At 66.5% G+C, this 26,777-nt stretch carries 19 protein-coding genes and 2 tRNA genes; 1 reads left to right on the top strand and 20 read right to left on the bottom strand.

Annotation, left to right across the window (positions count from 1 at the left end):
- Positions 1-50: 50 nt before the first annotated feature.
- From CYU59_RS12800 to CYU59_RS12715, 18 genes are all read right to left on the bottom strand, one after another.
- Positions 51-2,891: an Rne/Rng family ribonuclease gene (locus CYU59_RS12800; RefSeq protein ID WP_292989927.1), complete on the bottom strand. Its 2,841-nt coding sequence runs from the start codon at positions 2,889-2,891 to the stop codon at positions 51-53.
- 299 nt (positions 2,892-3,190) lie between these two features.
- Positions 3,191-3,607 (bottom strand): nucleoside-diphosphate kinase, encoded by a 417-nt coding sequence (gene ndk, locus CYU59_RS12795; RefSeq protein ID WP_292989925.1) that lies wholly within the window; start codon positions 3,605-3,607, stop codon positions 3,191-3,193.
- A gap of 18 nt (positions 3,608-3,625) precedes the next feature.
- Positions 3,626-4,039, bottom strand: a complete 414-nt coding sequence (locus CYU59_RS12790; protein ID WP_292989923.1) for a DUF4233 domain-containing protein — start codon at positions 4,037-4,039, stop codon at positions 3,626-3,628.
- Positions 4,036-5,487: a folylpolyglutamate synthase/dihydrofolate synthase family protein gene (locus CYU59_RS12785; RefSeq protein ID WP_292990288.1), complete on the bottom strand. Its 1,452-nt coding sequence runs from the start codon at positions 5,485-5,487 to the stop codon at positions 4,036-4,038. The genes CYU59_RS12790 and CYU59_RS12785 overlap by 4 nt, the downstream gene beginning before the upstream one ends.
- Positions 5,488-5,489: 2 nt before the next feature.
- Positions 5,490-8,165, bottom strand: a complete 2,676-nt coding sequence (locus CYU59_RS12780; protein ID WP_292989921.1) for a valine--tRNA ligase — start codon at positions 8,163-8,165, stop codon at positions 5,490-5,492.
- 70 nt (positions 8,166-8,235) lie between these two features.
- The gene (locus tag CYU59_RS12775; protein WP_292989919.1) at positions 8,236-8,811 is read right to left on the bottom strand and encodes a DUF937 domain-containing protein; all 576 of its coding nucleotides are present in this window, start codon (positions 8,809-8,811) and stop codon (positions 8,236-8,238) included.
- Between the two features lie 100 nt (positions 8,812-8,911).
- Positions 8,912-10,171, bottom strand: a complete 1,260-nt coding sequence (locus CYU59_RS12770; RefSeq protein ID WP_292989917.1) for a trans-acting enoyl reductase family protein — start codon at positions 10,169-10,171, stop codon at positions 8,912-8,914.
- Entirely contained in the window at positions 10,168-12,162 is a 1,995-nt protein-coding gene (locus CYU59_RS12765; RefSeq protein ID WP_292989915.1) for a S9 family peptidase, read from the bottom strand. The genes CYU59_RS12770 and CYU59_RS12765 overlap by 4 nt, the downstream gene beginning before the upstream one ends.
- Positions 12,163-12,249: 87 nt before the next feature.
- The gene (locus CYU59_RS12760) at positions 12,250-12,939 is read right to left on the bottom strand and encodes a transglycosylase family protein (protein ID WP_292989913.1); all 690 of its coding nucleotides are present in this window, start codon (positions 12,937-12,939) and stop codon (positions 12,250-12,252) included.
- A gap of 835 nt (positions 12,940-13,774) precedes the next feature.
- Positions 13,775-14,335 carry a molybdenum cofactor guanylyltransferase gene (mobA, locus tag CYU59_RS12755; protein ID WP_292989911.1) on the bottom strand — a complete coding sequence of 187 codons (561 nt, stop codon included), beginning with the start codon at positions 14,333-14,335 and terminating at the stop codon, positions 13,775-13,777.
- 1 nt (position 14,336) lies between these two features.
- Positions 14,337-15,416, bottom strand: coding sequence for a 2-oxoacid:ferredoxin oxidoreductase subunit beta (locus CYU59_RS12750; RefSeq protein ID WP_292989909.1), 1,080 nt, complete (start codon positions 15,414-15,416; stop codon positions 14,337-14,339).
- Positions 15,417-15,420: 4 nt separating this feature from the next.
- Complete coding sequence (locus tag CYU59_RS12745) at positions 15,421-17,361, bottom strand: 2-oxoacid:acceptor oxidoreductase subunit alpha (protein WP_292989908.1); 1,941 nt, start codon at positions 17,359-17,361, stop codon at positions 15,421-15,423.
- A 325-nt stretch (positions 17,362-17,686) separates the two neighbouring features.
- A complete protein-coding gene (locus CYU59_RS12740; RefSeq protein WP_292989906.1) occupies positions 17,687-18,925 on the bottom strand; it encodes an MFS transporter in 1,239 nt (412 codons plus the stop codon).
- Between the two features lie 22 nt (positions 18,926-18,947).
- The gene (gene clpX, locus CYU59_RS12735; protein ID WP_292989904.1) at positions 18,948-20,231 is read right to left on the bottom strand and encodes an ATP-dependent Clp protease ATP-binding subunit ClpX; all 1,284 of its coding nucleotides are present in this window, start codon (positions 20,229-20,231) and stop codon (positions 18,948-18,950) included.
- Between the two features lie 322 nt (positions 20,232-20,553).
- Complete coding sequence (locus tag CYU59_RS12730; protein ID WP_292989902.1) at positions 20,554-21,189, bottom strand: ATP-dependent Clp protease proteolytic subunit; 636 nt, start codon at positions 21,187-21,189, stop codon at positions 20,554-20,556.
- Complete coding sequence (locus CYU59_RS12725; protein WP_292989900.1) at positions 21,186-21,791, bottom strand: ATP-dependent Clp protease proteolytic subunit; 606 nt, start codon at positions 21,789-21,791, stop codon at positions 21,186-21,188. Before CYU59_RS12725 ends, CYU59_RS12730 begins: the two co-directional genes overlap by 4 nt.
- 147 nt (positions 21,792-21,938) lie before the next feature.
- Positions 21,939-23,345, bottom strand: a complete 1,407-nt coding sequence (gene tig / locus CYU59_RS12720; protein WP_292989898.1) for a trigger factor — start codon at positions 23,343-23,345, stop codon at positions 21,939-21,941.
- 66 nt (positions 23,346-23,411) lie between these two features.
- Positions 23,412-23,485: transfer RNA gene (locus CYU59_RS12715), tRNA-Pro, on the bottom strand.
- Positions 23,486-23,612: 127 nt separating this feature from the next.
- Between CYU59_RS12715 and CYU59_RS12710 the strand changes: the two genes are divergently transcribed.
- Positions 23,613-23,686: transfer RNA gene (locus tag CYU59_RS12710), tRNA-Gly, on the top strand.
- 55 nt (positions 23,687-23,741) lie between these two features.
- On the opposite strand, the gene CYU59_RS12705 is transcribed toward CYU59_RS12710, so the two are convergent.
- Complete coding sequence (locus CYU59_RS12705; RefSeq protein WP_292989896.1) at positions 23,742-25,124, bottom strand: PPE domain-containing protein; 1,383 nt, start codon at positions 25,122-25,124, stop codon at positions 23,742-23,744.
- 40 nt (positions 25,125-25,164) lie between these two features.
- A complete protein-coding gene (locus CYU59_RS12700) occupies positions 25,165-26,529 on the bottom strand; it encodes a PPE domain-containing protein (protein WP_292989894.1) in 1,365 nt (454 codons plus the stop codon).
- Positions 26,530-26,777: the final 248 nt, after the last annotated feature.

Raw genomic sequence — 26,777 nt, 5'->3', positions numbered from 1 at the left:
TCTAGGGTACGTGACCAGCGGCTACAGGGTCAAACCGGCCGATCAGTCCGTCAGTGGGCGGGCGGACCGGCCGGGCGGGCCGCGGCGCGGCGTCGAGGTCGGCCCGCTGTCACCGCGGCGACCTGGTGCCCCTCGTCGTCGTCGTCCTCGTCGTCGTCCTCGTCGTCGTCGTCCTCGTCGTCATCGTCCTCGTCGTCGAGGTCGTCGTCCTCATCGAGGTCGTCATCGTCGTCGAGATCGACCTGCTCGGTGTCGTCGTCGTCATCGGAGTCTTCGTCGTCATCCGAGTCGTCATCCGAGTCGTCGTCGAAGTCGTCGTCGTCGAGGTCTTCTTCGGCCGTCTCCTTCGCAACCTGCTTGTGCAGCTGTTCACCGGTTTCGGCGTCGGCGAGGCCCTGGTCGTCGGCCAGAATCTCGGTGTCGTCCCCAGGCGTGGACTCGTCGTCCTCGTCGTGTCCGCCGTTTGCGGCGGCCATGGCCTTGAACATCGGATGCTCACCGGGCGCATGAACCGGCACGGTGGCAACCGGCGGCTCTTCGCTCTTGCCCTTCTTGCCGCGTCGGCCGCGCCGACCACCACCCGACTCCGTCTTGCGGCTGGTCGCCGCGATCGAGTCGACCGGATCGGAGTGCAGCGTGATACCGCGACCGCTGCAGTGCGGACACGTCGTGGAGAAGGCTTCGATCAGCCCGGTCCCCAGCTTCTTACGGGTCAACTGCACCAACCCCAGCGAGGTCACTTCGGACACCTGGTGGCGGGTCCGGTCGCGGGCCAGCGCCTCGGTCAGCCGCCGCAACACCAGGTCCCGGTTGGACTCGAGGACCATGTCGATGAAGTCGATGACGATGATGCCGCCGATGTCGCGCAGCCGTAGCTGGCGCACGGTCTCTTCGGCGGCCTCGAGGTTGTTCTTGGTGACGGTCTGTTCGAGGTTGCCGCCCGAGCCGGTGAACTTCCCGGTGTTGACGTCGACGATCGTCATCGCCTCGGTCCGGTCGATCACCAACGTGCCACCGGAGGGCAGCCAGACCTTGCGGTCCATCGCCTTGGCCAGCTGCTCGTCGATGCGGTGCACCGCGAACACGTCGGGACCGTCCTGCGCGGCCGACTCGTACTTCTCCAGCTTTGAAACAAGCTCGGGCGCAACCGAATTCACATAGTCGTTGATCGTCACCCAGGCGTCGTCGCCGGAGACGACGAGCTTGCCGAAGTCTTCGTTGAACAGGTCGCGGATGACCTTGACCAGGACGTCGGGCTCCTCGTAGAGCGCGACGGCGGCACCGGCGGCCTTCTCCTTGGTCTGCTGCGCACGCTCGGCGATCTCGGTCCACCGCTCCTGCAGACGGTTGACGTCGGAGCGGATGTCTTCCTCTTTGACGCCCTCGGACGCGGTCCGGATGATCACGCCGGCGTCGGACGGGACGACCTCGCGCAGGATCTCTTTGAGCCGCTGGCGTTCGGTGTCGGGCAGTTTGCGGCTGATGCCGGTCGAGGAGGCACCCGGCACGTAGACCAGATAGCGGCCGGCCAGTGAAACCTGGGTGGTGAGTCGGGCACCCTTGTGACCGACCGGATCCTTGCTGACCTGGACGACGACGTAGTCGCCAGGCTTGAGCGCCTGCTCGATCTTGCGGTTGGACCCGCCGAGGCCGGCGGCCTCCCAGTTCACCTCACCGGCGTAGAGCACGCCGTTGCGGCCGCGGCCGATGTCGACGAATGCCGCCTCCATCGACGGCAGCACGTTCTGCACGATGCCCAGGTAGATGTTGCCCACCAGCGACGCGGAGGCCGCGCTGGTGACGAAGTGTTCGACGACAATGCCGTCTTCGAGCACCGCGATCTGGGTGTAGCGGCTGCCGGGGTGCGGCGGTTCGGTGCGGTCCTTGTCGCGGACCACCATGACCCGGTCGACCGCTTCACGGCGGGCCAGGAATTCGGCCTCGGTCAGGACCGGCGGGCGGCGGCGTCCGGCGTCGCGGCCGTCGCGGCGGCGCTGCCGTTTGGCTTCGAGCCGGGTCGAGCCGTCGATGCCCTGGATCTCGTTGCTGCCGGAGTCGGATTTGTTCTTGGCCCGGGGCGCCCGCTCGTGCACGACGGTGTTGGGCGGATCGTCAGGGGACGCGCTCTCGTCGGAGTCGTCGCCAGAGCCGGACTTGCGCCGGCGCCGGCGCCGACGGCGCTTGGTGGCTCCGTCGCCGGAGCCGTTGTCGTCGTCTCCGGAATCGGAATCGTCGGACTCCTCATCGGAGTCGTCGTCCGAATCGTCGCCGGAGTCAGCCGACGGGTCCGATTTGCCGCCTTCGCCGTTCTCGGCGCCGTTCTGCTCGCCGCGACCGCGGCCACGGCCACGGCGTCCGCGGCGACGCCGGCGGTTGGCCGGGCGGTCAGCCTGGTCGTCGTCGCCGTCGCCGTCACCGTCGAGGTCGTCGTCATCATCGTCGTCGTCGTCGGGTTCGGCCTCTGCCTCGGCGGAGTCGTCGGCTTTTTTGGGCGTCTCCACCCGCTCGACCGGCTGGGGCGCCACGAACAGCGGCATGTATTCCGGACGCTCGGCGGGCGCGGTCTCCAGCATCAGCCGCGACTCGGGCTCTCCCGCCTCGCCGTTAGCGCCGGAGGCGTCCGTCGCGATCGGCGCGGCGACGGTCGCGGGGGCGCTGGCGACGGTCGCCGGGGCGTTGGCCAGCAGGTCGCGCACGCGGACGGCGTCGACGCGTTCGACGGTCGAGTGCGCGCTGCGAACCCGCCCGTCGAGCTCGATCAGCGCATCGAGCACCTGCCGGCTGGTGGTTCCCAGCGCTCGCGCCAGGGAATGCACCCTCAACCGTTCTGGCAGGTCTTCAGGCTGCGACGACTCTTCTGGGACTTCTGAGAATGGGCCACCGTTTGTCACGAATTCTCCTCAAGCCCCCGGGCGCGTCAAACGACGCGGCCACGCGAGGGCTTCGCTATGTACCCGGGTCACTTCCTCCCGGGCTTGTGATGGTCTTGCCCCGAGCAGTTCGGGTCGAACACACTCGGTGCCGGTCTGAATGATGGCTGGACAGCCGCGCCGCGGGTCGCGGTGGTCGCGCTTGTCAAAGTCTTCATCCGGGAGTCTGTCGACGTTCCTATGCCGGCCCGGCGACGTTCACCCGCCACTCAGTATCCCATACCGATGTGCCGGGCCGGACCAAGTGCGCCGACCCGTTATCAAACGTGGGAGAACCAGAGCGCGATTTCGCGCTCCGCGGACTCCGGTGAATCGGAGCCGTGCACCAGGTTGAACTGCGTTTCCAACCCGAAATCGCCACGGATGGTGCCGGGCAGCGCCTTTTCCACCGGGTCGGTGCCGCCGGCCAGCTGCCGGATGGCAGCGATCGCTCGCGGGCCCTCGACGATGGCCGCTACCAGCGGCGACGACGTGATGAACTCGACCAGCGAGCCGAAGAACGGCTTGCCGTCGTGCTCGGCGTAATGGTTCTTGGCCAGCTCTTCGCTGACGGTCCGCAACTCCAGGGCCGCGATGGTCAGACCCTTGCGCTCGACGCGACCAAGGATTTCACCCACCAGGCGACGCTCGACGCCATCGGGCTTGATCAACAACAGAGTCTGCTCAGCGCTCGTCACGGCGGACAGCGTACTGGATCAGTCGGGCGGTCCGTCCTGGCCGGGAAGCAGACCGAGTCGCTCGCGTCGCAGCACTTCTGATCGGACGTAAACGATCAGTGCCCAGACCGCGGCGAAGATCAGCCCGATCACGCCGATACCCGGATAAACCAGGAAGCCGGCGATCGGGATCACCTGCACGGCGAGGTCCGCCCAGATCGCCCAGGTACGGCCCTGCAGCCCCGACAGGACGATGAGGATCGCGGTCAGACCGAGCAGATACGTCAACGCGCCGGCGTGCAGTCCGCCGCCGACCGCCCCGACCACCGGCAGCGCGAGCAGCACCACGATCACCTCGAGGATCAGCGTGCCAGCCGTGACACCGCGAAAGCTCTTCCACGGATCGGGTTTTGGCGTCTCCGGCGGCGGGCCGGGCCGGTCAGGTGTGGTCACGCCGGATCACGACCGAACAACGTGCGCGCCGCGCCCGCGGTGACCACCGAGCCGGTGATCACGATGCCGGTGCCCGATAACGACTCGTCTTCGGCGTCGGCTTCGTCGACCAACGCGGTGGCGGTGTCGATCGCGTCGCGCAGGTTCTCGGCGGTGAGCACCCGGTCGGGCCCGAAATACTGCTGCGCGGTCAGCGCCAGCGTCTCGACGTCCAAGGCTCGCGGTGATCCGTTGTGCGTCACCACGATCTGATCGAACACCGGCTCGAGTGCGCCAAGGATGCCGCCGACGTCCTTCTCCTGCATCACGCTGAGCACGCCGACCAGGAACCGGAAGTCGAATTCCTCGGCCAGCGTCTGGGCCAGTGCCGCCGCACCCGCCGGGTTGTGCGCAGCGTCGACGAATACCGTAGGCGCGCTGCGCATCCGCTCGAGTCGGCCGGGACTGACCGCGGCGGCGAACCCGGCCCGCACCGCGTCGATGTCGAGCTGGCGATGTGGGCCGGCGCCGAAGAACGCCTCGACGGCGGCCAGGGCGAGCGCCGCATTGTGTGCCTGGTGTTCGCCGTGCAGCGGGAGAAATACCTCGGAGTACACCCCGCCGAGACCCTGCAACTCCAGCAGCTGTCCACCGATCGCCACCTGGCGATTCAGCACTGCAAACTCCGAATCCTCACGTGCGACAGCGGCATCCGCACGCACCGTCTGCGCGAGCACCACCTCCATGGCTGCCGGCACCTGACGGCCGATGACCGCCACGGTGTCCGGTGCGCCGTCTTCGGCCCGGTGGATGATGCCGGCTTTCTCGGCCGCGATGCCTGCGATGTCGTCGCCGAGAAATTCGACGTGGTCGACGCTGATCGGGGTGATCACCGCGACCGGCGCGTCGATCACGTTGGTGGCGTCCCAACGTCCGCCCAGGCCGACCTCGATGACACCGACGTCGATCGGAGCGTCGGCAAAAGCCGCGTACGCCATCGCGGTGAGCACCTCGAACTTGCTCATCGCCGGACCGCCCGCGGCCTGAGACTGCTGGTCGATCATCTGCACGAACGGTTCGAGTTCGGTGTAGGTGTCGACGTAAGTTGCTGGGCTGATCGGCTTTCCGTCGATCGCGATGCGCTCGACCGCCGACTGGAGATGCGGACTGGTGGTGCGGCCGGTTCGGCGCTGAAGCGCGGTCAGCAGGGCGTCCACCATCCGCGCCACCGAGGTCTTGCCGTTGGTGCCGGCGATGTGGATCGACGGGTAGCTGCGTTGCGGGGAACCCAGTAGGTCCATCAGCGCCGAGATGCGGTCCAGGCTGGGCTCGATCTTCGTCTCCGGCCAGCGTTGGTCGAGCAGGTGCTCGACCTGCAGCAGAGCCGCGATTTCATCCGGGGTCGGAACGGCCTCGACGGGGTGGACATGGTCGTGGTCGTAGTCGTAGTCGTCGGACTCCGGCTCCAGGGTCACTTGAGCCCGGCCAACCTGGCGGTGATCCGCTCAGCTTCCTCGCGCGCCAACCGCTGCCGCTCACGCTGTTTCTCGACAACCGCCTCGGGTGCCTTCGCCATGAAATCCGCGTTGCCCAATTTCGCTGTGGTGGAGGCCAATTCCTTCTCCGCGGCGGCCAGGTCCTTCTCCAGACGCCGACGTTCGGCAACCACGTCGATGGTGCCCGAGGTGTCCAGCTCGACGACCACGATGCCGCCTTTGAGGCCGACTTCCAACGAGGCCGACGGGGTGAAGTCGGACGGGGGTTCGGTCAGCCAGGCCAGCGATGTCACGGCGCTGATCTGCGTGCTCAGATCCGCGGTGTCGACGCCGGACAGTCGGGCCGGAACCCGCTGCCGGTCGGCCAGTCCCTGGTCGCTGCGGAATCTCCGAATCTCGGTGACCAGCTTCTGCATGTCGGCGATTCGTTGCGCCGCAGTGCTTTCCAGCGCAATACCGGAGGTCTGCGGCCATTCTGCGACCACGACGGACTCGCCGCCGGTCAGGTTCTTCCACAGCGTCTCGGTGACGAACGGGATGACCGGGTGCAGCAGCTTGAGCAGTGCGTCGAGCACCGCGGCGAGCACCGCGGTGGTGGACGCGGCCAGGGGGTCAGCGGGGTTCGACAGCTGCACCTTGGCCAACTCCAGGTACCAGTCGCAGAACTCGTCCCAGGCGAAGTGGTACAGCGACTCGCAGGCTCGGCTGAACTCGTAGCTGTCGAACGCCGAATCTACTTCGGCGCGAACCTCTTCCAGCCGGCCCAGAATCCAGCGGTCGGCATCGGTGAGTTCGTCGAGTGCCGGCAGCGGTGCGAGCGCTGCGCCGTTCATCATCGCGAAGCGGGTGGCGTTGAACAGCTTGGTGGCGAAGTTGCGCGACGCGCGCGCGGCGTCCTCGCCGATGGACAGGTCGCCGCCGGGGCTGGCGCCGCGGGCGAGGGTGAAGCGCAGCGCGTCGGCTCCGAACGACTCGACCCATTCCAGCGGATCGATCCCGTTGCCCTTGGACTTGCTCATCTTGCGGCCGAACTCGTCGCGAATCAGGCCGTGCAGAAAGACATTCTGGAACGGCACCTGCTGGCCCCGGGCGCCGTCCAGCGTGATCACGTCGTCACCGCCGACGAAGGTGCCGAACATCATCATCCGGGCCACCCAGAAGAAGATGATGTCGTAACCGGTGACCAGAACGGTTGTCGGATAGAACTTCTCGATCTCGGGTGTGCGGTCCGGCCAGCCCAGTGTGGAGAACGGCCACAGCCCCGACGAGAACCAGGTGTCGAGCACGTCGGGGTCCTGCTCCCAGCCATCGGGCGGAGTCTCGTCCGGGCCGACACAGACTTTCTGCCCGTCGGGTCCGTGCCAGATCGGGATGCGGTGGCCCCACCACAGCTGCCGCGAGATACACCAGTCGCGCATGTCGTCGACCCAGGCGAACCAGCGCGGCTCGAGGGATTTGGGGTGAATCACGGTGTCGCCGTTGCGGACGGCATCCCCGGCGGCCTTGGCCAGGGATTCGACCTTGACCCACCACTGCAGCGACAGTCGCGGCTCGATCGGCTCACCGCTGCGCTCGGAATGCCCGACGCTGTGCAGGTACGGCCGCTTCTCGGCGACGATGCGCCCCTGCGCGGCCAGCTCCTCGCGGATCGTCACCCGCGCCTCGAACCGGTCCTGCCCGTCGAACTTCGTTCCGGTGTCGGCGATGCGGCCCTTGGTGTCCAGCATCGTGGGCATCGGCAGCTGGTGCCGCATCCCGATCTCGAAGTCGTTGGGGTCGTGGGCCGGGGTCACTTTGACTGCGCCCGTGCCGAATTCGGGGTCGACATGGCTGTCGGCGACAATCACGATGCCACGTTCGACGAACGGATGCGGCAGGGTCTGGCCGACCAGGTGGCGGTAGCGGTCGTCGTCGGGGTGCACAGCGATCGCGGTGTCCCCCAGCATGGTCTCGAGCCGGGTCGTGGCGACGACGATGTGCGGCTCGTCGTCGTTCATCGAGCCGTACCGGAACGACACCAGCTCGCCCTCGACGTCTTCGTAGGTGACCTCGATGTCGGAGATCGCCGTCTCCAGCACCGGCGACCAGTTGACCAGTCGTTCGGCCTGGTAGATCAGGCCGGCGTCGTACAGCTGCTTGAAGATGGTCCGGACTGCGCGCGAGAGCCCGTCGTCCATGGTGAAACGGTCCCGTGCCCAGTCGACCCCGTCGCCGAGTGCACGCATCTGCCAGCCGATGTTTCCGCCGGTCTCACGCTTCCAGTCCCAGACCTTGTCGACGAACAGCTCCCGGCCGAGATCTTCTTTGCTCTTGCCTTCGAGCGCGAGTTGCTTTTCGACGGCGATCTGGACCGCGATTCCGGCGTGGTCCATGCCGGGTTGCCACAACACCTCGTAGCCCTGCATGCGCTTGCGGCGGGTCAGGGCGTCCATCAAAGTGTGGTCGAGCGCATGGCCCATGTGCAGCGTGCCGTTGACGTTGGGCGGCGGCAGCAGGATCGAGTACGCCGGCTTGCCACTCGCCGGATCCGCGGTGAAATAGCCGGCATCCAGCCAGCGCTGATAGATCGCGCTCTCTACCGCGCCCGGATCCCACGCCTTGGGCAGGTCTACTGCCCGCGAGTCAGCGGTGCGTTCTGGGCTTGTGGTCACGCGTCAAGTCTAGAAAGCCCTGACGCATGCGACGAACACCGCCCGTCACGGGAGGTCCAAAATGTGAGGCCTACTTCTTGTTGCCGAACAACCCGCCGAGGATGTCGCCCGCCTTGGCGCCCAGCGCATCGCCCAGCACGGTGCCCAACGACTTGTTGCCACCGGCCATCCCGCCGAGGATGCTGCCCAGCACGTCGTTGAGCGCTCCGCCGGAGGATGCCTCCGGTTTGGCCGGTTCGGTCTTCTGGCCGAGTTGCTTGCCGATGTAGGCGAGCACGATCGGCGCCAGGATCGGCAGCAACTGCTTGAGCAGGTCGCTGTTGCCACCGCCACCGCCGGCCAGTGCGCTGGCGACCTGCCCGGCGTCGTTGCCGCCGAAGATCTTTGCGATGGCCTGCGAGCCGTCGGCGTCGTTGACGTGATCGAGGCTCACGCCCCCGTCGAGCAATCCGCTGGCCGCGTGATTGTCGGCCGCTGACTCGATGCTGCTGGCGTGCTCGGGGTGCTGCGCATTCTCTTGCAGCCCGCCGACGAGCACAGGCACCAGCAGTTGCACCGCCTTGTTGACTTCGCCTTCGTCGGCACCGAGCTTGCGGGCGATGTCACTCGTGGGAATCTGAGACAGCAGATCTTCTAGGCCAGCCATGGACCCGTCCACCTAACGTCGCTGGGATGGTGCGATTCTTTTCGACACTAGTCCAGCTGATCTTGTCCGACAGGGGTTCTTTCCAGAGCTGATCCGTAGCTCAGCGGTGCATCAGCCGGGCGGTCTCGAGGGCCACCTCGGCGTCCGGGAATCGTCCCAGTAACGCGTCACCCATTGCCGCCGCGGGCGTCAACACGCCACGTAGGTCAGACAGGGCTTCCCGATCCAGCGCCAGTGCCAGCCCGCTCTCGCCGAGCAACACCGCGGTCGCCTTGTAACCCGGGTCGCCGCTTTGGGCCATGGTGGCCACGTACCGGGCGCCGGACGTGGTCTTGGTGTACGTCTCGACCTTGTAGTGGCCCCGCTCGCGGACGGCTTCGCTGGGCCCGGTGCCGGGTTTGGGCATCGCCCGGTCGACCAGCGTGCGGGGCAGGTAGCGGAAATACCGGCTGCCCAGTGCCGTCACCGCGTTACCGATCCCGCTGACGGCTGCTGCGACGACCGGCGCCGCCACCGAGGACCCGACGCTCAGATGCTCGGCGTACTGGAACCGCCGGCCGTAAGCCCAGTCTTGTAAGGCGTTGCTGCGCCGGACGATTCGCGTATTGGGGCCCGCCATCATGAATCCCGCGGTCCACAATCCGGTCAGCTCCGGGGCGATCTGGCGACCACGGCGCCGCGGCAGGTCGGGTTGCGGACCGAGTTCGGGTTCTGCGGCGCGGTCCGGGCTCAGCGTGTAGGGATCGGCGAATTGGCGACGTGCATCCGGATCCCGGGAGATGGTGTCCATCACTTCCAATCCGGAGGCGACAGTCCCGCCGGAAATTCCACCCGCCATCGAACGGACCACGAAATCGGTCTTGACGAGTTCACCCGCACCGTCTTCGATGGCTCGCCGATACAGCGCGTAGACGGTGAGATCCGAAGGGATGGAATCGAATCCGCAGGCGTGGACGATGCGGGCACCGGTGTCCTGGGCCTGCTTGTGGTACAGGTCGATGCTCTCGCGGATGAACGGCGGCTCGCCGGTCAGGTCCGCGTAATCGGTGCCCGCCGCGGCGCAGGCTGCGACAACCGGAAGACCGTACTTGCTGTAGGGCCCGACCGTGGTGACCACGACCTGCGTCTGGGCGGCCATCTCATCCAGGGTCGCAGGCTTGGACGCATCCGCGGTCAGGAGCTGCCAGGACTGGGCCGACTCCCCTAGCGTGTCCCGGATCGCCATGAGCCGGTCGGCCGACCGTCCGGCCAGCGCGATCCGCGCGCTTCCGCCGACCCGGGCCAGATATTGGGCCGTCAGCTTGCCCACGAAGCCGGTCGCCCCGTACAAGACGATGTCGTATTCCCGTGTTGAACTCACTGGCGCGACGGTACTCCGAGCGCCTCGGGCCAGTCAGCGCTCTCCCCGAGCACGTGCTCGGCCAGGAAGGCGAACACCGTTTGATACCAGACCTTGGTGTGTTGCGGCGCAAGGACCCAGTGGTCCTCGGTGGGGAAATACAGGAACCGGTGCGGACTGCTGCCGTCGTCGCCGGCTGGCAGCGCCGAGTTCGCCAGCAGCTCGTACCACAGCCGCAAACCCTCACCGATCGGAACGCGATAGTCCTTGTCGCCGTGGATCACCAGCATCGGAGTGCTGATGTTGCCGACGAAGTGGTGCGGCGAGTTCGCGGCGGTCATCTCCGGCGTCATCTCGCGTCGCCAGTAATAGGCCGTGTCGGTGGTCGGCCCGAACTGGTCGAGTGCCCACAAGCTGGCGTGTGTGACGATCGCGGCGAAGCGGTTGGTGTGGCCTGCGATCCAGTTGGCCATGTATCCGCCGAATGACCCGCCCATCGCCGCGGTCCGGGTCGCGTCGATACGCGGGTGCTCCAGCGCCGCGTCGGTGGCGGCCATCAAATCGTCGAACGGAGGCCCGCCCCAGGCGCCCCAGCCGCGCTGGATGAAGTCCTGGCCGTAACCGGTCGACAGCGCCGGATCCGGCAGCAGCACCCCATACCCGCGCGCCGCCATCAGCCACGGATTCCAGCGCCATGTCCAGCTGTTCCAGCTGCCCAAGGGGCCGCCGTGGACCCACAGCAGCAACGGGGCCGGCGCCTCGCTGTCCGGCAACACCAGCCAGGACCGGACCGTTGTCCCGTCGGCAGTCGTCGTCGCCACTTCTGTCAATGCGCCTGGAAGCGTTGGCAACTCGACGCACGGGAGCGGAACCACAGCACCGCCGGGATCGATGCGCACCGGATGTGGCGGTGCCGCATACGAACTGCGCAACGCATACAGCACACCGCCGGGCGCAGCGACAACGTTGACGTAGCCGAAGTCGTCGTCGGTGAGTTGGGTGACCGTCGAGGTCGCCACGTCGACGGCGAACACCGGCGCGCGTCCGTTCTGATCGGCGGTGACGATCAGTGCGGTGCCGTCGTCGGACCAGGTCAGCGAACTGGGCCGGCGGTCCCACTCCTCGGCAATCGGTTGCCGTGCTTCGCCGAAACGCAAGTGCTGCAACGTCATTCGTGGCGCTTGTAACGGGGTCGAGATGGTGTCACGGGTGAAGGCGACCGCCGATCCGTCCGGCGAGATCACCGGTTGCTCGAAACTGGCATCCGGATCGTCGGCAATCACCCGGCTTTCGCCTGATGCCAGCTCGATGCGCACGAGCACCGAACGCTGGGCCGGGCCGGGGCCACGCACCCGCCACGTCGTGACCAGAAAACTTCCGTCGGAACTGACGTCGAAGCCGGCTTCGAGCAGAGCCGTGCCCGGACTCGGCGTCAGGTCGCGCTTTCCGCTGGCGTCCAGCAGATGGAGCTCATCCGGGCCAATGTCCTTGTTCCAGAACCGAACTGGATAACCGGTGTGCAGGACCGCCGTGACAGCGGCGTCTTTACGCAACTCGCGAAGGCGCTTGTCGTCGTCGACGTCTCGGGCCGCCGGCAGCAATGCGGTCCCGATGACCGTCGTGTCGGCGCCGCGGGCAGCATGCACCGCGGTGATACCGCCCGGCGTATGGCAGACCTCGACCGCCTCGCCGCCGCCCGCCGGCAGCCGCCACAGGGAGGCGGGAGGCTTGTCGTCGGTGGAGTCTGCGGTCGGGCGCGACGAGAGGAACAGCAGGTCGTTGTCGGCAGCAAAAGTCGGCGCCGACTCTCCGTTGGGGCTGCGGGTCAGTTGTTTCGCGGGGCGGACACCGGCCGGATCAAGCTCCCAAATTGCGCTGACGTACTCGTTGCGCTTGTCGCTGAGCGCGGACACCGTGGCCACCACCCGCGATCCGTCGGCCGACAGGGCCAGGCCGGACACGCGCGGCAGCGTCAGATAGTCGTCGAGGTTGTCGAATGCCGTAGCGGTCATGAGTCGTTGTTAACACCTCTGGCCGCCACGACGCCAACGGCGGTGGCGGGCGTGAGCCCGGCCACCGCCGTCAGTGGGTATTCGTTGTCAGCCGCGACGGCCGCAGACCGGCCAGGCGCCGATGCCCTGCGAGTGCAGCACGTTCTCGGCCACCCGGATCTGCTCCTCCCGGCTGGCTCCGTTGGCCGAACCCGATCCGCCGTTGGCGTGCCAGGTGCTCGACGTGAACTGCAGGCCACCGGTGTAACCGTTGCCGGTGCTGATGGACCAGTTGCCGCCGGACTCGCATGCGGCGATCGCGTCCCAGTTGACGCTGTACACGCGCTTGGGCGCGGGGGCATCGTCCGGTGCGGCTTCTGGAGCCGGAGCCGGCGCCTCAGGTGCAGGCGCGGGAGCCTCAGGAGCGGGAGCCGGCGCTTCAGGAGCGGGCGCAGGAGCCTCAGGGGCCGGGGCGGGAGCCTCAGGAGCAGGAGCCGGAGCTTCAGGAGCCGGGGCAGGCGCTTCTGGTGCAGGAGCCGGAGCCTCGGGAGCCGGGGCAGGCGCCTCAGGAGCAGGCGCGGGAGCCATCTCGGCAATTGGTGCCGCGTCCGGCGCGTCGCCGGCGGGAGGTGCGGCCGGTGCCGGCGCAAAGCCGGCCTGCTCGACCGGAGCCGACGGCGCGTTCGGGGTCACCCGCTCGAAGTCAGCGGCGGCGATCGCGTTGGTCAACATCAACGGGGTCGAGGCAAGCACCGCGGTGAGCGCGGCTTTGCGAAGCGTCTGGCGGACGTCCTTCAAGATCGTTCCTTTCGCGGGTGCGCACGCCGAAGCAAGCCCAGCGATATGGGCTGTTGCCGGATTACGGCAGCTTGGATACTTCGAATCGCGCCGTCTCGATCAGGCACGACAGCCGGGGCATCAGCCAACACCGGGCAGTTGCCCGGCGGCCGCACGGCGGCGTCGTCGCCGTCCGCAGCCCCCGCTCACACGCGGGTCCGTGGTTTCGATTATTTGTTCGCCTTTTCAGGTCGAGAGGGACCGTACGAGAAGTGCGCGGCACTCGTCACCTCGAGACACGCCGCCGGCCGCGTCCTGCCGCGCGGCGGTCACGACAGTTGATCGGACTGATCCCGCTGGTCACCCGTAACTTCGACGCCCACGTCAGTACTTCGCCGGTGCGTGGCGATGGTGAGTCAAAACACACAGTTTTTGTGAGCTGCACCACCGGTTTTCAGCCGGTTCGCCGGTCGTGTGGACGGCTTTCGACTCGAGATTGTTCGCCGGGAGAGTTAGCAAGCTCACACGTTAGTTTGGCGCGTCGCAATGGATTTCGGTGAAGCACGGTAGGTGCAACTGGAAACGAATCCGCGTTCAGTCTGAAATTTCTGCAGCGCAGACTGTTTCAGCCATCGGATGCCGCTTCCCTGGACCGGCTCATCACGCATCGCCCAAAAGACCTGTGCCGCAAAAGACTATCCCTCGAGATGCGGCCTCGTCCGTGTGTTGCGCGCTGAGAGGTCCTGCCTACCCGAAAACCGCCGGACCCCGAACCGCCGGACGCGCGCCAATCAGCTGTGCGACAACAGATTTCGTCCGCCAGTGTTCACACACCGGCCCGACGATCGGCCGGTAACTAGGCCTCGACGAGCGAACCGGAATCGGCGATCACGACCCGTTGGGTGTCGACCCGGGCCACCAGAGCGGAGATCGTCCGCTCGCCGGCGGCGACGAGATCCTCTACCACGGAAGCCAATTCGGTCTTGTACACAGCGGCCAAGTAGTGGTTGCTGCCGTTCCAGGGCAACACGATGTCGGCACCGACGGCGACCGCTCGGGCCGCGAGTAAGTCGATCACCTCGGCGCTGAGCACCTCTGCGTCGACTGAACACAAGAAGGCATATTTCGCACCGGCCTCGTCTGCGGCGCGCAGACCACGCCCGATTGCGGAGAGTTGCCCGTGGCCGCGGAGATCGTCGCGGACGACCTGCGCCGGAAGATCTGGCAGCGCCTGCCCCTGGGAACTCACGACCAGAACCGGCGTGCAGCGCTCCCCCACGATGCTCACGACGCGCTCGACCGTGGTGGTGTGTCCGTCGCGAACCTGCTTCAGCGCCTTGGCGCGACCCTCCCATGGCGATGCACCCACGGCGACCACCACGCCGGCCAACGAGGACGGCTTGCCCGTAGCAGCCATGTCAGTTCACAGTCCAGGTGTCACGACCGTGCAGCAGCGATTGCAGGGCGGCCCGGTCGGACGGCTTCGCCTCCTGAGCAGCCTGGATCTGCGACCGCGCAGCGTCGTCGTAAGTGGGTCGGTTGACCTGCCGGAAGATGCCCATCACCGTGTGCTCGAGGTTCTGCTGTGAAAGCCGCGACAGTGCGAAGGCGTATGCGGAATCGTCGGCGTGCGCGTCATGCACCACGATCTCGCTGACACTGACGTCCGCGGTTTTGGCCACCTCGAGCCCGTAACCGGAGCGCACCACGCAGTATTCACCGTTGGCGCCGAACACGATTGGCTCGCCGTGGTGGACGTTGATGACCCGTTCCTCGGCACCCTCTTTCCGCAACGCATCGAAAGAGCCGTCGTTGAAGATCGGGCAGTCCTGCAGGATCTCGACGAGGGCGGAACCCCGGTGCTGAGCGGCGGCCCGCAGCACCTCCGACAGTCCTTTGCGATCGGAATCCAGCGCGCGCCCAACGAAACTCGCCTCGGCTCCAAGAGCCAGCGACACCGGGTTGAACGGTTGGTCCAGCGAACCCATTGGCGTCGACTTGGTGACCTTGCCGACTTCGGACGTCGGCGAGTACTGACCTTTGGTGAGGCCGTAGATCCGGTTGTTGAACAGCAGAATGGTCAGGTTGATGTTGCGCCGCAGAGCGTGGATCAGGTGGTTACCACCGATCGACAACGCGTCGCCGTCGCCGGTGACAACCCAGACCGAAAGGTCTTCCCGCGACAGCGCCAGGCCGGTCGCGATTGCCGGCGCGCGACCGTGAATCGAATGCAGACCATAGGTCTCCAGGTAATACGGGAACCTGCTCGAACAACCGATACCGCTGACGAAGACGATGTTCTCGCGCCGCAATCCCAACTCGGGCAAGAAGTTTCGCATCGTGTTGAGGATGACGTAGTCGCCACATCCGGGGCACCAGCGGACCTCCTGGTCACTGGTGAAGTCCTTGGCCTTCTGCGGCTGGTCGGTGGTGGGCACCCGGCCGTGTCCGGACAGCAGGTCCGTGAGGCCCAAGTCCGCGCCAATCAGGTCAGTCATAAAGCTAGCTCCCTGCTCCCACCGTGGCCGCCGCCAATCTCGCGACCATTGTCTTGTCCTGCTCGATTTCGGCCAGCGTGCCGCTCTCCGCCGCGCGGATGACGCGCCCGATCTCGTCGGCCAGGAACGCGGTGCCTTGCACCTTCGTCACCGATTGCACGTCGACCAGGAACTTTCCGCGCAGCAGCAGCGCCAACTGACCCAGGTTCATCTCCGGGCACACCACCTGTGGGTAACGGCGCAGCACCTCGCCCAGGTTGGCCGGGAACGGGCGCAGGTGACGCAGGTGGGCGTGAGCGACTTTGACGTCGTTGCGCCGCGCACGCCGGCACGCTTCGCCGATCGGGCCGTAGGAACTGCCCCACCCGATCAGCAGCAACTCGGCATCGCCGGTCGGGTCGTCGACTTCGAGGTCGGGAACCGAGATTCCGTCGATCTTGGCCTCCCGCAGCCGAACCATGAGGTCGTGGTTGGCCGGGTCGTAGGAGATCGCACCGGTGCCGTTCGCGGATTCCAGTCCACCGATCCGGTGTTCGAGCCCCGGAGTGCCCGGGATGGCGAACAGGCGGGCCAGCGTCTCCGGATCACGCGCGTAAGGCATGAACGGCTCGTCGGGGTCGGCGAACTTGTGCTGAATGGGTTGCAGCTCTTCGACGTTCGGGATGCGCCACGGCTCGGAGCCGTTAGCGATCGCGCCGTCGGACAGGATCAGCACTGGCGTGTGATACCCGACCGCGATCCGCACCGCCTCCAAGGCGACGTCGAAGCAGTCCGACGGTGACCGCGGCGCCAGCACCACCACCGGCGACTCGCCGTTGCGGCCGTAGAGGGCCTGCAGCAGATCGGCCTGCTCGGTCTTGGTGGGCAGACCGGTCGACGGGCCACCGCGCTGGACGTCGATGACGATCAGCGGCAGCTCGGTCATCACCGCGAGCCCGAGTGCCTCGGACTTCAGCGACAGGCCGGGCCCCGACGTACTGGTGACGCCGAGCGCGCCGCCGTAGGACGCGCCCAACGCCGCGCAGATGCCGCTGATCTCGTCCTCGGCCTGGAAGGTCAGGACATTGAAGTTCTTGTGCTTGGACAGCTCGTGCAGGATGTCCGACGCCGGCGTGATCGGGTAGCTGCCCAGCATGACCTGGATGTCGGCCAGCTGTCCGGCGGCGACGATGCCGTAAGACAGTGCAGTGTTGCCCGAGATCTGGCGATACTCGCCGGGCGGCAGCTTGGCCGGCGCCACCTCGTAGGTGACGGCGAAGGCCTCCGTCGTCTCGCCGTAGTTCCAGCCCGCTTTCAGCGCCAGGACATTGGCCTCGGCGACGTCGGGCTTACGGCCGAACTTCTCCCGGATGAACCGCTCGCTGGCCTCGAGTTCGCGGCCGTACATCCAGGACAGCAGACCGAGCGCGAACATGTTCTTGGCGCGCTGGCCGTCCTTCTTCGTGGCACCGATGGCCTCGACGGCACCGAGTGTCAGCGTGGTCATCGGGACGGCTTCGACCTTGTAGTCCGACAGCTCGCCGGTTTCCAGCGGATTGCTGTCGTATCCGACCTTGGCCAAGTTGCGCTTGGTGAACTCGTCGGAGTTCGCGATCACCAGGCCGCCGATCGGCAGGTCGATGATGTTGGCTTTCAGGGCCGCCGGGTTCATCGCGACCAGCACGTCGGGCCGGTCGCCCGCGGTCAGGATGTCGTAATCGGCGATTTGGATCTGGAACGACGAAACGCCGGGCAGCGTGCCCTGCGGAGCTCGGATCTCGGCTGGATAGCTCGGTTGGGTGGCCAGGTCGTTTCCGAAAAGCGCTGCCTCCGAAGTGAATCGGTCGCCGGTCAGCTGCATTCCGTCTCCGGAGTCACCGGCGAAACGGATGACGATCTTTTCCAGTTTCTCTGGCTTTCTCCGCCCCGGGGGCGCAGTGTCGGCTCCGTTTCCGTTCGGACCCACGTCGCAGCCTCCCGTAGCTGTTCACCGCCCCGGCACGTTGTCGAAACCGGGGCGCATCGCCCGAGTGCAGCCTCGACCGATTTTTATGTCACTCGCAGTACCGATTATTGCACTTCTCTTAGGGATTCATGGACACTCGTCCATACCGCCACGCTACCGCTTCGCCGCCAAAAGGCGAGGTCAGACACACGCGATCGACAGCGACAGAGAATGAGTGTGGCGTTGGTCACTTTTTGCGGGGACTCAACTCTAAGAACCTAAGTTACGCACGAGTAACGTTTGCCACGGCCCGCCTCCCCCATTTGGGGGAGGCCGTCTGCCTGGGCTAACCCGCTTCTGCGGGCGCCTTCGGACCCGTTTCAGGCATGGCCGCCGCGTAGAGCGCGAGGCCCGCGGCGGCGACGATTCCCAGGGACGTGAACGCCGCGTTGTAGCCCGCGACCACCACGATCCAGCCGGCGAAGATGTTCGAGACGGCCGCGCCTACGCCCCAGACGGTCGTCAGGACGCCAAGGCTGAGGTTGAATCGTCCGCTGCCGTGCGTCAGGTCTTGAACGACGAGTGGGAACAGTGCACCGAAGATCCCGGCACCCACCCCGTCGAGAACCTGGACGCCGACCAGCCAGTAGGGGTTGTCGGACAACGTGAAGAGGAAGCCCCGCGCGGTGAGGAAGGCGAACCCGATCAGGAAGATCGGCTTGCGACCCCAGCTGTCGGCCTTGGCGCCGGCCAGGTAGGCCACCGGCACCATCACGATCTGGGCGGCCACCACACACGTCGCCATCAACGCGGTGCCGACGTCTTTGTTCTGCAACGCCAACACCTGCCCGACCAGCGGCAGCATCGCGGCGTTGGCGAGATGGAACGCGAGCATAGCGGTTGCGAAGATCAACAGTCGGCGGTCGCGAAGCACCGAAGCGAACCCGGACGGCCGCGGTTGGGTCTCGCCTGCCTCGTGGTCCATACCGCGGGCGCGGTCATGGTCGATCGCGTCCTCGGGGATGCGCAGCGTCGCGACCACGCTCAAGGCGGCCATGGCGGCCAGCACCCAGAACACGACCTCGGGCCCGAAGCGGTAGGCCAATCCTCCGGTGATGGCTCCTGCGGTCGCGTTGCCGGCGTGATTGAACGACTCGTTGCGCCCGATCCGACGGGAGAAGCGTCGCGCACCGACCACGCCCAGCGTGATCGCGGCGAGCGCCGGCGCGAAGATCGATCCGGCGATCCCGGTCAGCACCTGCAAGGCCGCGATCGGCCCGAAGTGCGGCAGCAGCGGCATCGCCAGCGTCGCGGCGGTGACGGTCAGCGCGGCGACCACGATCAGAGCGCGCTTTGCTGTACTGCGGTCGACGAGCGCGCCGACGGGCGTCTGCGCGGCGATCGCGGCAATGCCGCCGATGCCCATCACGAACCCGATCGAGGCCTGATCCCAGTGATGGGTCAGCAGCAGATAGATCGACAGGTATGGGCCGAGGCCGTCGCGCACGTCGGCGAGGAAGAAATTCGAAAGGTCGAGCGCGCGGGTGATCCGACCGGATACCGCGGAAGCGGCATCGAGGCTCAACGTCTAGCGGAAGCGGTCGAGACTAGGCGCTCTTGTCGCGACGCTCGTTCCGCGACGGCTTACGCGGCACGATCGTCGGCAGCACGTTGTCCTGCACGGTCTCCTTGGTCACGACGACCTTGGCGACGTCGTCGCGGCTGGGGATGTCGTACATCACCGGCAGCAGGACCTCTTCCATGATCGCGCGCAACCCACGGGCACCGGTGCCACGGTGAATCGCCTGCTCGGCGATCGCCTCCAGGGCGTCCTGGCGGAACTCGAGCTCGACGTTGTCCATCTCGAACAGCCGGGTGTACTGCTTGACCAGGGCGTTCTTGGGCTCCGACAGGATCGTGACCAGCGACTCCATGTCCAGGTTCGTCACTGAGGCCACCACCGGCAGACGTCCGATGAACTCGGGGATCAGGCCGAATTTGATCAGGTCCTCGGGCATGACCTCGGCGAAGTGATCGGTGGTGTCGATCTCCGCCTTGGAGCGCACTTCGGCGCCGAAGCCCAGGCCGCGCTTTCCGACGCGGTCGGAGACGATCTTCTCCAGACCGGCGAAGGCGCCTGCCACGATGAACAACACGTTGGTCGTGTCGATCTGGATGAACTCCTGATGCGGATGCTTGCGGCCGCCCTGCGGTGGCACCGACGCCTGGGTGCCTTCCAGGATCTTCAGCAGCGCCTGCTGCACACCTTCACCGGACACGTCGCGGGTGATCGACGGGTTCTCGCTCTTGCGGGCGATCTTGTCGACCTCGTCGATGTAGATGATGCCGGTCTCGGCGCGCTTGACGTCGTAATCGGCCGCCTGGATCAGCTTGAGCAGGATGTTCTCGACGTCCTCACCGACGTAACCGGCTTCGGTCAGCGCGGTGGCGTCGGCAATGGCGAACGGGACGTTGAGCATCTTGGCCAGCGTCTGGGCCAGGTAGGTCTTACCGCAGCCAGTGGGTCCGAGCATCAAGATGTTGGACTTGGTCAGCTCGACCGACTCACTGGAGCGGGATTCGCGGCCCTTCTCACCAGCTTGGATCCGCTTGTAGTGGTTGTAGACCGCGACGGCCAGGGTCCGCTTGGCGGTGTCCTGGCCGATGACGTAACCCTCCAAGAACTCGCGGATCTCCGCGGGCTTGGGGAGTTCGTCGAGCTTTACGTCGTCGGCGTCGGCCAGTTCCTCTTCGATGATCTCGTTGCACAGATCAATGCACTCGTCACAGATGTAAACGCCAGGCCCTGCGATGAGCTTCTTGACCTGCTTTTGACTCTTCCCGCAGAACGAGCACTTCAGCAGGTCGCCGCCGTCTCCGATGCGCGCCATGGTGCTAGGGGCCTACTTCCTGTTCACCGTTGTGATTGTGCTGTGTCGCGTGTATCACCCGACGCTACCCGCTTGCTCCACGGCGATGCGACCGTTAGAGGTGAATCGCGTCGGTGATATTCGTGTTGTGCGCAAGAACATAACGCTTGGGGCGCCGCTACGCTCGGCGGGCGCGCCGCCGTGTCGCGGACGTTATCGGACCGAGAGCACGTGTACCAGGGGGCCCGGCCGATTAGGTGCCGGCGTGGGTGTCACGGCCGGTCCCGGCACAGCCATCGCCGTCGGTTGCGCCGCTCGGCCAACTCGCCTGCGCGACAGCCGGTTAGGCCGTCGACGCCGACAGCTTGCGGTACTCCAGGACGGTGTCGATGATCCCGTAGTCCTTGGCCTCCGGCGCGGTGAGGATCTTGTCGCGGTCGGTGTCCTTGCGGACGGTCCCGGGGTCCTTATTGGTGTGGTGCGCCAGCGTGGTCTCCATCAGCGTGCGCATCCGCTCGATCTCGGCGGCCTGGATCTCCAGGTCGGAGAACTGACCCTGGATCACACCGGACAGCGACGGCTGGTGAATGAGAATCCGGGCGTTGGGCAGCGCCATGCGCTTGCCCGGCGTGCCGGCGGCCAGCAGCACCGCAGCCGCCGAGGCGGCCTGGCCCAGGCACACCGTCTGGATGTCGGCGCGGACGTACTGCATGGTGTCGTAGATGGCCATCAGCGATGTGAAGCTGCCGCCGGGTGAGTTGATGTACATGGTGATGTCGCGGTCGGGATCCAGCGACTCGAGCACCAGCAACTGCGCCATGATGTCGTTGGCCGACGCGTCGTCGACCTGGACGCCGAGGAAGATGATGCGCTCCTCGAACAGCTTGTTGTACGGGTTCGACTCTTTGACACCCCAGCTGGAATGCTCGACGAACGACGGCAGGATGTAACGCGCCTGCGGCTGGATCTCGGGGTTCATTCGGCTTCTCCAGTGATGTGCTCGGCCCGGGTGATGATGTGGTCGACGAATCCGTACTCCAGCGCTTCCTGGGCGGTGAACCACCGGTCACGATCGGAATCGGCCTCGATGCGCTCGATGGTCTGTCCGGTGAATTCGGCGTTGAGCCGGAACATTTCTTTCTTGATGACGTGGAACTGCTCTGCCTGGATGGCGATGTCGGCCGCGCTACCGGTCACCCCGCCCAGCGGCTGGTGCATCAGGATGCGGGCGTGCGGCAGGGCGTAGCGCTTGCCCTTGGTGCCGGCGGCCAACAGGAACTCACCCATCGAGGCGGCCATGCCCATCGCGTAGGTGGCGATGTCGCAGGGCGCCAGCACCATCGTGTCGTAGATCGCCATGCCGGCGCTGATCGATCCGCCGGGTGAGTTGATGTAGAGGTGGATGTCTTTGGTGGCGTCCTCGGCTGCCAGTAGCAGGATCTGCGCGCACAACCGGTTGGCGATGTCGTCGTCGACCTGCGACCCCAGGAAGATGATGCGCTCGGAGAGCAATCGCTCATAGACCGAATCGGTGAGGTTCAGACCCAGCGCGCTGGCGCGCATTTCCGTCCCACGGCTCACAGTGGGTTACCTGCTTTCTTCATGTCGCCGCTCCTTCTCATCGCTGCGCTCTGCATCGTCGCCGGCGGCTTCGAGTTCCTTATTCACCGACACTAACCAAACAAGAGCGCCGAGGACTCCCTGAAGTCCCGGCGTTCGCTCACAGCGTCACTTCGTGTCGCCCGAGGGCTCCTCCGACGATGTGTCGGCGTCGTCGATTTCTGCGTCCTCTGAGTCTTCTTCATCCTCGGCGTTGCGGCCGCCGAAGAACTCCGAGGTGTCGATCACGTTGCCGTCGGTGTCGCTGACGGTGGCCGCTTCGACGGCCGCGGCGATGGTCTTGCCCCGGCGCACGTCGGCGAACATTGCCGGCAGCTGGTTCTGCTGCTGCAGGTAGCCCAGCAGTTCCTGCGGCTGGATGCCGTATTGCCGCGAGGTCATCACCAACCGCTCGGTCAGGTCGTCCTGGCCGACCTGGATGTCCAGATCGTCTCCGAGCGCGTCGAGCAGAAGCTGCGTCTTGATGGCCTTCTCGGCCTCGCTGCGAGCATCGGCGTCGAACTTCTCGCGGGTCGTGCCCTGCTTCTCGAGAGCCTCGGCAAGCTTGGCGTCGTCGTGGTCGAGCCCGTGCAGCGCGTTGTGGATGGTGTTGTCCACCTGGGCCTGCACGATCGCTTCCGGCAACGGCATCTCGACGCCTTCGAGCAACGCCTCCAGCGCAGCCGTACGGATCTCTTCAGCCTGCTGGACCCGCTTGACGCGGCTGACCTGCTCGGACAGGCTGGCCTTCAATTCGTCGATGGTGTCGAATTCGCTTGCCAATTGCGCGAATTCGTCATCGGGCTCCGGCAGCTCGCGTTCTTTGACCGAGCCGACGGTGACGGTGACCTCGGCCTCTTTGCCGGCATGCGGCCCGGCGGCCAACTCGGTGGTGAAGACCTTCGACTCGCCGGCCGACAGGCCGACGATGGCGTCGTCGAGACCATCGATGAGCTGACCGGATCCGACCTCGTGTGACAGGCCCTGTGTCGCGGCGTCCGGCACGTCCTCGCCGTCGATGGTGGCGGACAGGTCGATGGAGACGAAGTCACCCGTCGCGACGGGCCGCTCGACGCCGGTCAGTGTGCCGAACCGGGCGCGCAGGTTCTGCAACTCGGTGTCGACGTCCTCGTCGCTGACCTTGATCGGGTCGACGGTGATCTTCAGCGCGCTCAGGTCCGGAAGGGAGAAGTCGGGTCGCACGTCGACCTCAGCGGTGAAGACGAGATCGTCGCCGTACACCTTCTTGGTCACCTCGATCTCGGGCTGACCGAGCGGTCGGACCTCGGACTCCGTGACGGCCTGGCCGTAGCGGCTCGGCAGCGCCTCGTTGACCACCTGATCGAGAATCGCTTCTTTGCCGACGCGTGCCTCCAGCAGCTTGGCGGGGGCCTTGCCGGGACGGAAGCCGGGCAGCCGCACCTGCTTGGCGAGCTCCTTGTAGGCGCGGTCGAAGTCTGGCTTCAGTTCGTTGAATGGCACCTCTACGTTGATCCGAACCCTGGTGGGGCTCAGCTTCTCGACGGTGCTCTTCACGGGTGTGCTCCTCGGTTGTTACTGACGGTCTTGTCGTGCTCAAGCCCATGGGGTGTGGCGTGCCAGTCGGGGTGACAGGATTTGAACCTGCGGCCTTCCGCTCCCAAAGCGGATGCGCTACCAAGCTGCGCTACACCCCGCGGTGACCACGCGATCCTACGGCCACGGCTAGCCAGCCTTGTAGCGGCCTCGCGACCAGATCGCGGGACGGCAACATTTGGATTTGACGTCTGCCGAGCCGTAAAGTCGCGCTCGACTAACACACACGCGGGCGTAGCTCAATGGTAGAGCCCTAGTCTTCCAAACTAGCTACGCGGGTTCGATTCCCGTCGCCCGCTCCACACGGACCAGCGCGGGAACGGCATCGCGCCGCCCAGCTGGACCGCACGCCGGCTCTCAGATCAGCGTCGGATCCTCTGAAGCGCCGTCGAGCAGGACCTTCTTGCGCTCGTCGTATTCCTGGTCGGTGAGCAGTCCTTCGGCACGCTGCCTGGCGATGTCACGGATCGCGGCCACCACACCGGTCACGACCTTGCGCGGTGGCGCGGGCGAGACTGCGACGCGATCAACGGCCGAAGTGGCGGCGGTGTGCCCCGAACGCCGCGCGTGGGTCACGGGTTTCGCGTTTCGTTCACTGTTCGACGGTGCCGATCCACCCATCGCCTGTCCGACCATGGCCTGCCCAGCCAAAGCCTGTCCGAACCCCGGCGCCCCGCCTTCCAACGCCGCCGCTGCGGGCGGCACCGCAGTGAGCGGGGTGCTGAACGCGACGGCGCGGACCTCGGGTGCGGCGACGGTCCAGCCCGCCGGCACCGACAGTTTCCCGACCAGGTTCGCCTCGCCCAACGCCGCAGTCGTCGCCGGTGCGGAAAGTACGCCGGCGGGCGGGTTCGACAGCGGCGCCGGAAAAGCCCACAACGGTGCCGGTCCATCACCCGGCCAGGGTTGTTCGCCGTTGTAGTGGGAGAAGGTTTTGTCGTCGAGCAGACCCGACAGGGTGGTGAAACTAGCGCCTGGGACTTCGGCGAATCCGGTCAGCACGTCAATCGGTGCCAGCACGATGACGCCTGCGAAGTCGCCTGGCGCAACCAAGAGCAGCGTGACCAAGGCGGCGAGCAAGCCGAAATCGCCGCTCTCGGCCGGCGCCGCCAACACCGACAATGCCTGCGGCACAACGGATATAGCGTTCTGCGCTTGCCCAGCGACGTTGCCGGCGACCGCGGCGGCCTGGCCGGCGATCGCACCCGGGTCAACGGTTTGGCGCGGGGAGCTGAACGGCGTCAGCATGACCGCTGCCGCCGACGAGCCGGCGTAGGTGTACATCGCCATGGCGTCCTGTGCCCACATCTCGGCATAAAGCCCCTCGGTGGCAGCGATAGCCGGCGTGTTCTGCCCCAGAAAGTTGGTGGCCACCAGCAGCGCGAGCAAGCTGCGGTTGGCGGCAACCACGGCTGGCGGCACTGTCGCCGCGAACGCGGCCTCGTATGCGGCAGCAGCCATCTGGGCCTGGAAGGTGGTGTGCTCGGCCTGCGCCGCACTGGCGCTCAGCCACTGGACATGACGCTCGGCGGAGGCGCTCATGGCTTCGGAGGACGGGCCCGACCATGCTGTCTGGGTCAGGTCCGACACCACCGACTGGGACGCCGTCGCCGCCGCGTACAGCTCGTCGGCCAGGGCAGCCCAGGCCTGCGCAGCGGCCAGCATCGGCCCCGGCCCCGGGCCGGTGTACATCCGCAGGGAGTTGATCTCCGGCGGATAGATCGCGAAATCTGTTGGCACGCTTATTTCTTCCAGAAAATCGAGGAGTCCGGTGGGCGTTTCAGGTGCCGAGCAACCGCTTCTTCTGGTGGAGGTATTCGTCTTTGGTCAACAGTCCCTCGTCGACGAGCTTGGCGAACTCACGGAGTTCGGCCGCTACACCGGTCACCACCGGGCGGGGAACTTCCTGCGCGGCGGACTCGTCGCCGGCCGCGGTCGTCCGCGCCTGACTCACCGCCCCTGCACCGGCCCGCACCGCGCCGCGCGCGCCCTGTGCCACCCGGTCCGCACCCGCGCTCACCGTTCCGGCCATGACCCGCCCGGCCATCCCGGCCAGGGCCATCTCGCTGAACGTGTTGTTGGAGTCGGCCCCGGCCTCTGGAACGGCGTTGGCAGCCGCGACGGTCCCGGGCAATGTGTAGGCGACCGGCTGCACCGCGGGGGTGGCAACGGCCCAGGTCGGCGGCACGGACAGGTTTCCCACGATCTTGGCCTCGCCTAGGCCGGCCGCCACGCGTGGCGGCGGCAGCGTGCCTTCCGGCAGGTTGAGCAGTGGCGCCGGGAACGGCTTCACCGGCGCGGGGTCAGTGCCCGGATAGGGCTCTTCGCCGTTCCAGCCGCTGATGATCTCGTCGGTGTGCAAGCCGGCCCCGACACCGATGAGGCTCACCGGAAACCCGACGACGCCGACCACGCTGGCGGGCACGGCGATGAACAGTGAAAAGAGGGCCGGCCCGGCCAACAGAATGGTCAAAATATCGGCCAGGAGGATGAGGAATTCCTCTTCGGGAGTGGCAGCCGCACTTTGCAGCCCGCTGGCGGCGGCGGAGACGGCTTGCTGAACCGTGCTTTCCACGACGCCGCCGCCCTGGCCGGCGGCCTGGTCGACCAAGCCGGCCGGGTTGGTGGTCTGCGGGGGCGGGTCGAACGGCGTCAGCGCCGTCGAAGACGCCGACGAGGCGGCGTAGCCGTACATGGCCGCGAGATCCTGGGCCCACATCTCGCCGTATTCCGCCTCGGTAGCTGCGATCGCCTGGGTGTTGATTCCGAGCACGTTGGTGGCGACGAGGGTTGCCAGCTGAATGCGGTTGGCCTCCACCATCATTGGTGGCACTGTCGCCGAAAACGCGGTCTGGTAGGCAACGGCCGCAGACTTGGCCTGAGCGCTACTCTCGTCGGCCTGTGTGGCGGTGACCCGCAACCACGCCGCGTACGGCGCCGCCGCCGCACTCATCGACGCCGACGCCGGGCCCAACCAGGGGCCGGTGGTCAGTTCCGATATGACCGATTGGTACGAATTCGCCGCCGAATGAAGTTCTTTGGCGAGTGCGTCCCACGCCTCGGCCGCGGCCAACATTGGTCCAGCCCCGGCGCCGGCATACATCCGGGCCGAGTTGACCTCCGGCGGATAGCTGACGAAATCCATGGCTCGTTACTCCTTCACATCACCGCAGTGGGCGTCGTCGCCGCTAGCTGCCCTTGACAACCGACCGGGGAAGGGGGGTTTGTGCAGAGGCTTGGAGTCGCGAACGAAAACAGCGGAAGCCGCTCGGCCGTCCGCGTGACGTCGAGGCCGGCGCACTCGGTCGCCCTGATCTCGAACCGCTTCACCGGGGATGCTTGTCGGCAACGTACGCCTGGGCTTCCAAGAACGCGCTGTCCTTGGACTGCTGG

This window comes from Mycobacterium sp. (genome assembly GCF_002863225.1).
Lineage (GTDB): Bacteria > Actinomycetota > Actinomycetes > Mycobacteriales > Mycobacteriaceae > Mycobacterium.
The sequence above is the reverse complement of the archived record's forward strand: the minus strand, read 5'-3'. Positions and strand labels throughout refer to the sequence as shown.